The sequence below is a fragment of the Pseudomonas sp. FYR_5 genome (genome assembly GCF_043106315.1).
GTDB classification, from domain to species: Bacteria; Pseudomonadota; Gammaproteobacteria; order Pseudomonadales; family Pseudomonadaceae; genus Aquipseudomonas; species Aquipseudomonas putida_Y.
In genome coordinates this window covers 19,224-32,099 of sequence record NZ_JBICMK010000025.1, presented here as the reverse complement: position 1 = coordinate 32,099, position 12,876 = coordinate 19,224, and the positions used below count along the sequence as shown (strand labels likewise).

General features: G+C 59.9%; 5 protein-coding genes and 5 tRNA genes. 5 read left to right on the top strand and 5 right to left on the bottom strand.

The features are described 5' to 3' along the window. Nucleotides 1-121: 121 nt before the first annotated feature. Entirely contained in the window at nt 122-889 is a 768-nt protein-coding gene (locus ACF8RA_RS02985; protein ID WP_176685765.1) for a hypothetical protein, read from the bottom strand. A gap of 333 nt (nt 890-1,222) precedes the next feature. Between ACF8RA_RS02985 and ACF8RA_RS02980 the strand changes: the two genes are divergently transcribed. From ACF8RA_RS02980 to ACF8RA_RS02960, 5 genes are all read left to right on the top strand, one after another. Beyond that, nucleotides 1,223-1,298, top strand: a tRNA-Glu gene (locus ACF8RA_RS02980). Between the two features lie 2 nt (nt 1,299-1,300). Next, a tRNA-Gly gene (locus tag ACF8RA_RS02975) sits at nt 1,301-1,376 on the top strand. A 92-nt stretch (nt 1,377-1,468) separates the two neighbouring features. Beyond that, nucleotides 1,469-1,544: transfer RNA gene (locus tag ACF8RA_RS02970), tRNA-Glu, on the top strand. Between the two features lie 3 nt (nt 1,545-1,547). Continuing rightward, nucleotides 1,548-1,623: transfer RNA gene (locus ACF8RA_RS02965), tRNA-Gly, on the top strand. A gap of 85 nt (nt 1,624-1,708) precedes the next feature. Then, nucleotides 1,709-1,784, top strand: a tRNA-Gly gene (locus tag ACF8RA_RS02960). Between the two features lie 167 nt (nt 1,785-1,951). Here the strand turns inward: ACF8RA_RS02960 and ACF8RA_RS02955 are convergent. From ACF8RA_RS02955 to ACF8RA_RS02940, 4 genes are all read right to left on the bottom strand, one after another. Beyond that, nucleotides 1,952-3,442, bottom strand: coding sequence for a hypothetical protein (locus ACF8RA_RS02955; protein ID WP_392487743.1), 1,491 nt, complete (start codon nt 3,440-3,442; stop codon nt 1,952-1,954). 64 nt (nt 3,443-3,506) lie between these two features. After that, nucleotides 3,507-5,699, bottom strand: a complete 2,193-nt coding sequence (locus ACF8RA_RS02950; protein ID WP_176685431.1) for an autotransporter outer membrane beta-barrel domain-containing protein — start codon at nt 5,697-5,699, stop codon at nt 3,507-3,509. Between the two features lie 188 nt (nt 5,700-5,887). Continuing rightward, complete coding sequence (locus ACF8RA_RS02945; protein WP_176685432.1) at nt 5,888-7,897, bottom strand: hypothetical protein; 2,010 nt, start codon at nt 7,895-7,897, stop codon at nt 5,888-5,890. Nucleotides 7,898-7,969: 72 nt separating this feature from the next. Then, the gene (locus ACF8RA_RS02940; protein WP_392518771.1) at nt 7,970-12,868 is read right to left on the bottom strand and encodes an RHS repeat-associated core domain-containing protein; all 4,899 of its coding nucleotides are present in this window, start codon (nt 12,866-12,868) and stop codon (nt 7,970-7,972) included. Nucleotides 12,869-12,876 lie beyond the last annotated feature (8 nt).

Genomic DNA, 12,876 nt, shown 5'->3' with positions numbered 1-12,876 from the left:
GTGGCTGCAACGATGAATGCTCAGGAATATTGGCCAGCAGGCCCGGCCTCTTCGCGGGTGAACCCGCTCCTACGACGGCATTGATACGCCAGTAGCGAAGAGGCCGGTACAGGTTAACCAATCAGTCGTAGATCACCTTCTTCTTCCAGGTCTCTTCCTCATCGGTCTTGAGCCCATCGGTCAATTCGTTGTGCTCGCCTTCCGCCGGGGCCATGCGGTCCATCACCTGGGCATTGGCCCGGGCCAACAGTTTCTCAAGATACGTCAGTTGCTCTTCATACACCTTCGGCTCGGGCTGCTTGCGCAGATATTGCACGCCGCGCTCGAAGGCCAGGCGCGCCTGGCCAGGCTGGCCTTTCTGCAGGGCCTGCTGGCCCAGGTTGTTGAAGAACTCGATATGCAACAACACCAGGATATGGCGGATCTCCTTGACCCAGTGTTTGGCCTCGGTCGTTGGCAAGAAGCCTTCCTGTGCAGCGCGGGTCACCTGATTGTGCAGCGCCTCCAGCAGGAAGCGTACGTCCTTGGCCTTGATCTCGGTGTGGATCGGGTTAGGGGGGTTGTTGACCGGGATCTTGTCGCCCAGGGCTATCAGCCCTTCCAGTTCGGCGATGCGCGCCTTGAATTCGGCATTGTGCTTGTCCACCGCCAGCAGGCGCTGGTTGAGGTTCAGCTCCAGGCGGGTCAGCAGCAATTTGAGGGCCGGGGTCATGAACTGGCCGGGGAACGTCTCGGTGATTTCGCCACAGCGACGCAGGCGGTCGGCGAGCTCGATCTTCGTCCGGGCGCGCTCAAGCTTGCCATTTTCGACCACATTGTTGAGGTAGCCGATCACGATCAGCAACGCGATGCCCGCCACGATGAGCAGGGTGATCAGAAGTGGTGTCACCGTTAATGCCTCATGAATAGGTTTGCATGATTGAGTGTAGGAGCGAGCGTGCTCGCGAGAGGCCCTGACAGCCATTCTCTTTTTCTATCGGCAAACTGTGCCATGACTGGATGCTGGCACATTAATGCTGACTTGACGCCAGAAAATCAACGGCAAACCCCGGCAGGCGCACCAAAACAGCGCTGGGTGTACCCGGAAGTCATTGATTTAAATAAATTTCTACAAAGGGGTTGACGCCTTCCCGAACCATCCATAGAATGCGCGCCACTTGCAGCGTAAAGCACACAGCGAAACGCAGCAGGGAGTGAAAGCAGGCAGTAATGCCAGCAGCGTGTCCCCTTCGTCTAGTGGCCTAGGACACCGCCCTTTCACGGCGGTAACAGGGGTTCGAGTCCCCTAGGGGACGCCAATGCGGGAATAGCTCAGTTGGTAGAGCACGACCTTGCCAAGGTCGGGGTCGCGAGTTCGAGTCTCGTTTCCCGCTCCAGTTTCTCCGGCACTGCTTAGCGGCGGGGCAGGAAAAGAAAATCCAGGCTGAATCGTGAGGTTCATGTTCTGGTGCACTGAAAAGTGTTGTGTGTCCCCTTCGTCTAGTGGCCTAGGACACCGCCCTTTCACGGCGGTAACAGGGGTTCGAGTCCCCTAGGGGACGCCAAATGCGGGAATAGCTCAGTTGGTAGAGCACGACCTTGCCAAGGTCGGGGTCGCGAGTTCGAGTCTCGTTTCCCGCTCCAGTTTAAATACTGTGGCGTCTATGCGGTGCAGTGGTGGTGAAGGTCTTCAAGGCGCTTCACGCCGAAAGCGGTAAAGTTTCACAATGCGGGAATAGCTCAGTTGGTAGAGCACGACCTTGCCAAGGTCGGGGTCGCGAGTTCGAGTCTCGTTTCCCGCTCCAAATCAAGATTTACAACCTTCCACGGAAGTCTGTAGATCCTCGAAAATAGACGCTTCGGCGTCTTTTTTCGTTTCAGTCAAAGCCATCGGGATCCATGGTCATCCCGACATTTGGCTTCAACTGCAAAAAACGCCACTCTTTCGGGTGGCGTTTTTTTTTGCATCGGGCTACGGCTTGTCTTCCAGTTGGGCTGCCGCATCGGGAAATTTCAACCAGCTCAGCTTATCGTCGAACGACACTTCAACCGACACCCGGAACTGATAGTTGATTGCCAGCCTCAACAGTTCGGTTTTCGTGACGCTACCCAGCACCATCACGCCCGTTTCGCTGGGTACAGGCAGCGCGGTGGCAATCGGCAGCCTGATTTCCCGAGTGACGTTGCCGCTTTCCACCCCGTCGATCCAGGCGTTGACGAATTGCGACGTATGCCGGAACGGCCAGCTTTCCAGGGTAAAGGTGGTGCTTTCGCCCAGTGTGCGCAGGTTCAGTGCGCGGTTGCGGATATCACTGCACTGCACGATTGGCAGTCCTTCGATTTTCCGCACCGTGACATAGTGCGAAGGCGAGGGGGGCACGTCAGGCTTGTCGATTTGGTAATACAGTTCCACCCGGCCGCCCATGTGCGGCGGCACATATAGGCTGGGGATCAGGTATTCAAGTGCGCCTGGCGATATGGGCGTGTTGGTGGAGTAACCGCCGAGCGTCCCGGGTTGGCCCCAGAATACGGTGACAGTCTCATTCGGCCGGATTTCTGCCCCGTCGGGTATGACGAATGTGACGCCGTCGAATGCGTTGCCAGGTTCCAGCGTGCTTTGGTAATCGCTGCCCTTCGCCTCCTTGATGTGTGGCGGTGGCAATTCGCGTGGTGGCGGGGAAGGGTCGGACTCCAACGCGACCGCTAGCGCACGCTGGGGGTATGTGCCAGCGCGGTCCTGCACTTCATAACGCACGTAACGCGTGCCGTTGCCGGACTGGCGAATGAAAGCGCCCGGGAAGGTCAGCTCGAGCGGTTTGCTGGTGCCTAGCGGGCTCAGTGTTTCGACGTGCTCCTGGGTCAGTGTCATCATGTCGACCATTTCCTGCCCGGCGCCGTCTTCGCTGTAAAACCACTTCACGACATCGCCTGGCTCCGCACCAATGTACGAGGGGACTGTGCAGACGAGCTTGTCGCCGTTGGCCGCGAGGTAGTCCTCGGTGACACCTTCGCGAATAACGTAGTCGGGAAGCACCAAGCGATCATCTGCGGGGAGCAGCGGCGCGGTCTTGTCGATGTAGATATCCAGTGGCCGTGAAGACACATGGGTATCGTTGTACAGCGTGACTGCGTAGTGCAGGCGGTGCGTGCCTTCAATAAGCTTGTCGACCGGTACCAATATGAACAGCTCTTCAGGTTCGATTGGCTTGCTGAAGGTCTTCTTGTCGACCAGTACGTCATTCCAGTAGAGAAAAAGGTATTCCTCATCTATTTCCGGGTGCGAATTTGCCCAAGGGTGGAACTCTACCCGCAGGGGGGAATAGGTTGCCCGGAACTCGACCGTGTTGGGTCTCCCCCCTTCAACATCGGGCACCACGCTTGGTACGGTTGGATGGACAAGAGGGGCCGAGTCCAGTTCAGGGGTTGGAGTTCTGCGGTTACCGGAGCGCTTGTTCTGTGCCATCGTCCTTCTCCATGTGTCACGCATGAATGCAAAAGGGAAGGCGCATTGGCCTTCCCTCGTTTTTTCACCAGTTGTAACGGGCGCCGACGCTCACGCCCCATGGCTGTTCAAGCTTGCTGCCATGGCTATAGTCGAAGTCGGCGTGGGCCTGCCATTTTTCGCCCCAGGCGACCGTCACCCCTGCACCGAGTTCACCGCGCGAACCGGCCAGGTTGTTGCTGAAGCGGTTGTCGTTGACCTTCACCTGGTTGTCGTTGACGAACTCATGAACTGCCGCCACCCGCAGGTAGGGTTGCACGCTACGGCCTGTGCCCGCGCTGAAGGTGCGCCCGACCGAGGTACCCACTTTGCCCAGCAGCGAGTGGGTACTGTTGCTGTTGGCGCGCATGCCGTTGTCCAGGCTGTAGTCCTTGCCCTGGACCACGAGCCCGGACAGTTGAGCGAACGGTTCGAGGAACCAGTCGTCGGCCAGGTTCAGATGACGCCCCACCTCCAGCGAAACGCCAGCACCCAGGTTGCTGTAGTCACCCTTGGCCTTGCTGCCGTCACTCAGGCGCACGTCGGCCTGGTTGCGGAAACGGTTGATGCGCGCCACGGTGTCGATGTAATAGCCGCTTTCGGGATCGAGCCAGGTGGCGTAGGCACCGGCGTGGTAGCTGTCGACGCTGGCCGAAGAGCCGCGGGCGAGGTTCAGGTCGGAATTGCTGTAGCCGGCCGTGATCCCGACCAGCCAGTTGCCGTCACCAGCTGCCAGGGGCGCATCTGCGCCGATCGACAGGCCTTGTTGCTGTTGCTGGTACGCCGCGCCAGACGTCGCCGAGACATTAAACCGGTTACCGTAGCTGCGTACCCAGCCACCGGCCTTGCCAGGGTTGCGGCGCACGTCGCCCATGCGGCTACGCAGCACGCCGAGCTCGCCGTACCAGATGGTCGGCACGACGTTGGCCAATGCCATCACCGTTTGTGTGCCGGGGCTGACCGTACGGGTGGTCGCGTCCAGGTACCAGTCGTTGTCGCCGCGTTGCACCAGGTCGTAGGAATAGGCTCCCAGGTCCACGGAGCCACCCAGCAGCGAGAATTGTGAATCGCCAGCAGCGGCATGGACCACATGCAGGCTGTTGTCTGTCAGCGGATCGTTGCCGCTGGCGCTGATCAGCAACTGGTGGTTGCCGCTGGCGGTGCCCGTCACGTCGAGAAAGTCCGACTGCGAGGTGCTGAAATCGGCTTCCATGATGAAGGTGCCGTTGCCGGTGAGGTTTTCTACGGAAAGGGTAAAGAATTCGCCTGGCCCGCCGAAGCGCACGGCACCGTTATCCAGAGACAGGTCGGTTACCTGGCTGTTGTCGACCAGGGTCCATTCGCCGCCGCTGTTGATTCCCAGGCTTGCAACGTTATCCAGCCGGCCTTTGAGGGTGGCGAAGTTTTCCAGCAGCACATTGGCGGTGCCGCCGCTGGCGGCGACGATATCGCCCACCAGGTGGCTGTTGTTGACACGCAGGTTGGCGGCAGCATCCTCCGCCACCTGCAGCAGCACGCCGTTGCCGCCACTGAGGCTGGCACCGTTGATGACGTCGATCTGCGCCGATGCTGCAAAGCCGGCCCCTCGGCCGACGGCGATCGCTGGCCCGTTGCGTCCCTCGATCAGGCTGTTGTCGACCACCAGCGTAGAGCCGCGGCCGTCGTCCTCAAGAATGCGCGCGCCATAATTGCCGCCGCTGATGGTGCTGCCGTCCCTGGCAATCAGGGTGCCGGCAACCAGTCGTGCGCCCTCGCTGCTGGCGCCCGTGCCGCGTAGTTCACTGCGCTGCAGTTCGGCAGAACTGGCATTGATGGTCGCGCCTTGTACGCCGCCTTCGATCATGCTGTCGTTGATCAAGGCGCGCGAGCCGTTACCCGCCCCTGCAGCACTCAGCGCCAGGCCACGGGCGTCACTGCGGATGGTCGAGCGGTGTACGGTGGCACTGGCACCATTGAGCGCCAGGCCATTGCCATTCGATTCAGCGGTGACCTGGCTATCCGACAGGTTCACGGTGGCGCCCGCCTGGGCGGCGATCTGTAACGTCGTCGCCCCGGTGGCTGTCAGAACGGCCGGGCCGATCACCCGGTAGCTGTCGAGTGTGCTGCCGGCATCCAGCTGAGTATCGGCATCTATGAGGGTTTCTGCCCAGCAGGCACTGGCGAAAAACAGCGGGCCTGCCAGCACGAGATGGGCGGGTGGTGAACAGTGGCGAAGGGTGTGAAAAAGGCGGCTCGGCATTCAGGGAAAACCTCGAAGTGAACAAATTTTTGTAAGACCGTTCTGCTTTTCGTTGGAGAACAATCCGCATACCGCGAGGCTAAGCGCGTTAAGTCGCAAAAAATGTAAGGAAATTCCTACTCTTCAATGGAAAATTCCTATAAGTGGATCGGCAGCGGACGATTGCCAAAGCCGCTGCCGAGGCTTGCTCAAGGTTGGCTCACGTCACACGAGCCCCCCGTACCCTGATCGGCGACGCTGATCTTGTTGGTCGTGGTATTGGAGGTAATGGGTGGCTGCGTGTTGATGACGTAGCTCACCTCGGCCCGCCCGCCCGACGGCGCGGCGTCATAGATGGGCTTGATGTGCTGATCGTACGGCTCGACTCGCGTGACGAAGCCGTTCGCGATCTGCTCGGCGTTCAAGGTCACAGTCCAGGTTTTCTCAACGCCATCGATCAGGTTGCCATCCACAATTTGGTCATACACCACCCAGTTCAGTGTCATGGTGGTGTTTGGTGGCACGTTGAAGCGGCTGCAGGGCGGTACCTGCACCCTGATCGCCGGGGCGGCGGAGGGGTCATCAGGGTCCCAGAGGGATTGGCAACTCAGCCAGAGCCGGTCCGTTAAACCCAGGAACTCGAGATCGTCGGCCGTCATGTCGATGGCCGATACCTCTACGAACTGTGGAAGCGACTCCTGTTCATTGAGCGCGTTTTCGTCGCCCCTCACGGTGTAATGCACAGGCAGCGCCAGCTTGTTACCAGCTGCCTCGATATAGCTCCACGGGATCGTGACGGACTTGTCGGCACCGGGTGCCTCATCGACAACCCAGCGTGCCGGGGTCACCTGCGTGCCGTCCCAGTAGAAGTCCACTACCTGGGGGGCTGCGGCGCCCTCGAATACCTTGAAGGTCAGCGTGGCGTCTTTGCCGCGGTCGGCCGGGGGAATGAGGTTCGTATCGCCGCTGAAACTGGTGATTGTGGGGGCGAGCATCTTGTCGTTGACCGGGTCCGGCCAGTCGGGGTCGGGGTCAGGGCGTTCCGGGCCTGCAACGGAAAAGTCGACAGCGAAGTCATCGGCCGCCGGTCCATAGGCGGCGTGGCCACGTAGCACCTGATAGCTGACAGGGGTCGCCACCTCCCCGGAGGCCTTGCCGTATTCGTTTCGCAAGATATCGCTGGGTACGGATATCGATATAGGGAATGGGCGTGAGCCTACCTGTTCGGCGATCAGGGGCGTCGCGCCCCACTTGATCGCGATCTTGTCCTCTTTGCGGGAATTGGTGTAAGCCTGTATTTCTACCTGCACACCCGCCTGTGCATCTTTCAGGCTCAGTACGCCGTCATCTACCGCTAGCGGCACCTCGGGTGGCAGCAGGTCCTTGGGCTCTGGTGTGAGCACCACATCGACCGTCGCCGGCAGCCGGATGCGACTGCGGTTCTGGGCTTTGTCGAACAGGTAGTAGACGATGTAGAACCTGCCATCCCCCAGGTTGCGTACCACATCTGCCGGAATGGTTATCTTGCGGTCGTCTGTGACGGTGCCATCGACGACAGGGTTATCGTAGTCCGCATTTTCTTCAGGCCATTCCTTCAGATAGAACGCCTGGTAGGTATCTTTGGATGCACGTTCCGGGTACTCAGGTATACCCAGTTCAATCCCGGCCTGGTGGTTGGTCAGGTAGGCTTCGTTGATGATGTCCGTAGGCGCGGTCAGCGGGGGAGCGGGCTCATCCCCCCAGGGCGGAACACTGTCGCAGATCAGCTCGATGGGGTGTGAAACATATTGGTCGCCCTTGTGGTCGACCAGTTCGTAGCGAATCCACAGTTTGCCATTGCGTGGAATGGACGCCTGGGGAAAAGCCAGTGCTAACGGAAAGTCTCCTGGCACGAGGGGCGGGAGGAACTTTTCGACAGGGCCAATGGCCCTGAAGGTATTTTCGGCGCCAGTCAAGGTGAACTGCAGTTGTAACGTCGAGTAGTCATTTGGATCACTGCCCGGTGGCAGGTCAGACCATGCGGGGATCTCGACGGTCAGGTCGGTTTTCAAGCGGTCTTTATGCAGCGTGCCATCGTCACTGTCGATGATGCCTTGGACATTGGGGGCGGTCACCGGTAACGGCGCTGTCTTGTCAGGGGCATCTTGCAACTTCAGATACTTGCGCCGGGCTTTGGTGGTGCGGTCATGTTGCTGGGTGCTGAACGTGAGTGGTTTCATTGTTGTCTCCAACAAGTATGCCTGCCTGAAGTGTTGAACTGCAGTGACGGGTTTTGTGTTTCGGATTGTTATTTAGCGTCTGATTTCTGTATACGGTAAATATACTTTATGGCCGACTGGTATATCCTCTGCTACGGGGAAGAAATGCTTGGATTTTGAGACTGAGACAGGGCTTCTTGGGTGGAGGATTTGCCTTGCCATTTTTAATTCGGATAGGGTTTTCCCGCTGTTTATTAGAGGGTCGTCGGTGATCGTTGTGACTGTATAACTGCCAGCGCGCCATGCAATATTTGGTATTCTTGCAATCAACTGCATCGCGCCCACCGCAAGCCCCAAGATAGCTGCCGAGTAATTCAGGATTGTCCCAATATTGTTCCGCTTTTCATGCCCCGAAAGTATCGCTTCCGTTTGTAGCGCCGTACCGGTGACTGACAACGTGGCTGTAGCCACCGTGGCCGCCAACTTGATGCCGACGGCGAGCGATACGCTGGCAATTGCCCCGACACCTGCCGAAAGTGCCGCACCCGCGCCACTGATGCCGCCACCGGCGGCTGCCCAGGCAGCCGCGATTGCCGGCGCAGCTACGCCACCTGTCACCACGACGGCGGCCACGGAGGCAACTGCGGCGAAGAGTATGCCCAGGCCTATCCCCGTCCAGCCGATCGCACCTAAGGCCTTGCCCCGCCAGATGCTGTAGCTATTCAGGTCTGCCAGCGATCGGCTTTGCCCGCTATAGCCGATGCTGTAATGCCCGGTCGGGTCGCGGAAGGTTATCGGGTTGCCTTGGCAATAGCCGTAGTAGTTCAGCCCCCCCGCGCCGAAGGGGCTGAGTGCGTCGGGGCTGTGAAAGCGCATCAGCACCGGGTTGTAGGCGCGGTAGCCACTACCGAGCAGGTACCAGCCGCTGTCGGGATCGAGCGCTTCGCCGTTGTAGCCCAGGGTGCCGAGCAGTGGATCGTCGGCGTGCCGCTCGCCATAGGCGGTATAACGGACGGCGCGCGTGCTGCCGGCCTGGCTCTCGGCGATCACGCTGTGGCTGGCACTGGTGTGCAGCAGCAGGGGCGATTGCGCACCAGTGCCTTTCTGCTGCTGGCCCAGCGCTTGTTCGTCATGATGCAGGTACAGGGTTTGCAGGCTGTCACGCACGGCCATGCGCAAACGCTGGCCGTCATGCAGCAGCAGCGTGCGCTCGCCGGCCTCGGGCCTGCTGACCAGCAAGCCGCCTGCGTCGTAGCCATAGGTGTCCGGGGCGCCGCTGTCGTTGAGGCCCAGCAACCGGTTCTGGCTGTCGTAGCGAATTGGCCGGGCTTGCTCGTCTCGGGTCAGGTTGCCATTGGCATCGTAGCTGAACTCAGGATTGGGCGCGGTGCGCGGCGGTGTGTACTCGATACGCTGTAGCTGGCAGGGGTCGCGTTCGGCATGAATGAACGTGGCGCGTTCAGCGGCCGGCCCACCTGTGAAGGAAGTGACGGTCAACTCGATGTTGTTGTAGGCATCGAAGTTGAACACCTGCATGGCGATGCTGCGGCCCAGCGCATCGCGAGGTTGGTCCGGCCCTGTGCTGTTGTACATGTTCAGGCGTGCATGGCTGTCGTAACCGAACTTTTCGACCAGTCGCGATACTCCGCCGACCTGCAGGGTGCGGCTGAGCAGGAGGTCATCCTTGTCCCAGACGGTTTCCTGTGTGCGTTCTGGCTGCCCGGGCTGACGCCAGGTGCGTTTGACTTCACGGTCCTGGTCGTCGTACTCGATCTTGGTTTCCAGGGCCTGTGCGCTGGCTCGGTCATGGCTTGTGATGAGTTCTATGCGGCCCAGATCATCGTATTTGAACTCGGCCTGCAGCTGCCCCTGAAGGGTTGAGACCAGGCGGCCCTGGGCGTCGTATTCATGGGTGGTGTCTTCACCGTAGGGTTCGTGGGTGTTCTTCAGACGATCCTGCAAGGTGCTGCTATGAATGCGGCTCCAGGTCTTGCCGTCGCGCTTGTCCTCCCAGTGTTCGGCGGTCAGCTGATTGGCTTTGTTGTATTCGAAGCGCCGTGCGCATTGTCGGTTGTCGTCGCTCAGCAATCGGGCGCTGACAGGGTCGTAGGCGAAGCTGGCGTGGTCCTCGGGCGCGGTGTTGCTGATCGGCTCATTGGTCAGCTGCAGGTTGTAGTCCTGCTCGATGGTCTCGCCAGCGGGGTTGATGCGTTGGCGCGGTATCGATTCACCGTCGCGGAACAGGAAGTACTCCGTCCGGTCACCGGTGGTGGTCCCTATCAGGCGGTCCAGGCCGTCGAAGTACTGCGCACCGATCTGGCGGGCGGGCAACTGCACATTCGCCGGGGTCACCACCAGGCGGGTCGGCAGGTCTTCGGCAGAGTGTTCGGCGTAGGTGCGGGTGAGCAGGGTTTTATTCGGTTGCTCGGTCGTGAGCATCCGGCCCCAGGCGTCGTAGCTGAATGCAGTGGTGTGGTTGCGCTCATCCGTTTCGGTGAGCGTGCGTCCGAGGCCGTCATAGCTGTAGCGGCGTTCGCCAATCAGCTCCCCCAACGCATCCAGGCGCTTGCGCAGTACCGGCTTGTTGAACAGGTTGAGCCAGGTCTCGGTCTTGCCACTGATGGCCCGTGCCTGGCGGATGGATCGGACGTTCCTGCCGTTGCGGTTCTGCACCTGGGTTCGGGATTCCAGTCTCCCGCCTTCTCGCCAGCTGTAGCGAATGGCGCCCTGGTGATCGGCGTTGCCGATCGGGTCCAGTACGTTGTGCTGCTCCACGTCATCCGGGCCGATGGTGCAGCATTGCTCGCCCCAGTCGTCGTACCGCGTTTTTGTTACCAGGTGCAGGTACTGCTGGGCTTGCAGCCAGTCGGTAACGCTCTCCTGTATCCGGTTGCCGTACGCATCGTACTGGATGGCCAGGATTTCGTAGAAAGCGCCCGGCCTCGCCTCGAGCACGTTGTCACGGCTCTCCCGGGTCGGCCGTCCGAGGCCGTCCAGCTCGGTTTCGGTGGTGATGCCGCGAGCGTTGGTGACTCGGGCGCGGGCAATGTCCGCATCGCTGGCACAGAGTTGGTAGTCGTAGCGTTTTTTGGCCTCGAACGGTGTCTCTGGCGATACCTTTTCCTCGGTGACTCGCCGCAGGGCGTCGTACGCCCATTGTGTGTGAACCCCGTTCTCGTTGAGTTCGTAGAGCTTCTCGCCATGCAGCAGCGAGCGCCGTTGAACGGTGGACCGTTGCGCGCCGTCGTAACCAAAGAGGGTCTTGCGGGTTTCCAGTACCTGATGGCCGCCCAGAGGGTCTAGCAGTGAATTGAACTGGTACTGGGTGGTGGTTTCCAGCTTGTTGCGTTTCACCACCTCCTGATAGCGACGGCCATGCCGCAGGCTGGACTTGGGCGCATCGAGGTAATAGTAAATTTTCTCTTCCAGGGGGTGCGCCGGATCGTGCGCATGCGTCAGGGTTTCACTGTGCTCGACAATCATCGGGTTGAGGGTGATGGCGTTGCCTGCCAGTGGCGCCAGCGCCTTGTAGCGGTAGTGCTGAGTGAGAACAGGGGCTTGCCCCCGGCCGCTGCTCGCCGGGGTGGTGGTTTTGCTCTTCAGGTGACGAACGAAACCATTGGCATCACCGGGATAGCCATCTTCCGCTTCAGTGCCATACCACTTTTGGGTCTCGGTCACGCCGTTGGCGAGTTTGCGCCAGATGATGTTGCCCGATGTATCGTAGGTGGTTTCGACGGTTTCAAGGCGGCTACGCGTGATGTTGTCCGCCAGCGACCAGCGTGTCTGCTCCCTGATCGGCATTTGCAGGGTCGACACCTGTTGATCGAAGGGGGCGTCCTTGATGTTGTACTGCATGGTGACTTCATGTACGCAGTTGTTCTGCACGGTTCTGGTCGAGGTCAGCAGATGGAAGCGGTTGAAGGTGCGTGTGATGTCGCGCAGTGCTGTGCCATTGTGGTCGCGCAAGGTTTCGACCGTTTGATACTCAAAGTCGTACCGTTTCGACTCGTAGAGGTTGTCCAGCCCGTTGTCAGACCAACCGATCCCGGCGCCGTAACCCAGAAAGTTGTTCGAGCCCGGGTAGGTATAGGTTCGCTGGAACGCAGGTTGGCCACCGCGCGGTTCGATGACGTGCCGCGTCACGCGCGGCAGGGGGGGCCGGGCGTCACCGGGGAACAGATGGCCACGGTCCTGGTAATAGAGATATTCACGGGCACCGGTCGGGGGCTCGACCTTGCTCACGCACAACAGCCCGTTCACCAGGGCGTAATCCAGGCGCCAGCTGGCCAGCTCACGGGTTGGCAGAACGATCGATGTGACCCAGTCAGTATTGATCAGGTTCATCGCATAAAGGGCTACGGGCTGGCCGTTGTCACCCTGATAAGGGCGCTCGCGCAATTCGATGCGGCCATCGTCGCGTTCGATTTCCAGCAGGATCTCCTCACGCTCGTCGCTGATTGAGCAGAGCATCATGTAAGACGAGTTGAACGGTTGGTACTGGAGGTCGATCCTGTGCCCCGTGGCCGAGTAGATCTCCACGGGCAGGGCGATACGCCCGATCGCGCTACCCATTTCTTCGAGGATTTCCACCAGGCCTGAACGGTGCACCACGCGATAGCGCGCGTTGCCGCCTGGCCCGGCAGGTTCGCGGTAAAAGTGAAAGTGCGCCAGCCGTTGCTCCTGCATTTGCAAGCGTGAGCCCGAACTACCGGTCACTTTGAATGATTCACCGCTGTAGGTGGTGATGACCTGTGTGTGCGGTGCGAACTGCGTCAGTGACAGATTCCATCCCCGCCCCCAACCCGAATCAATCGTATTGAGCGGGTTGAAGTTTAGGCTGAGTTCAAGTTCGGGGCCGGAGAAGTAATTGGCGCCCAACTCGGGAAGTTTTATGGACAGTGTGTATTGTCCGGTGCGGCTGTCGACACCGCTCTCCATGAAACTCATGAAGTTAAGGGCGTTGGAATGCAGTGAAGATTCCGTACTCATAATGAACG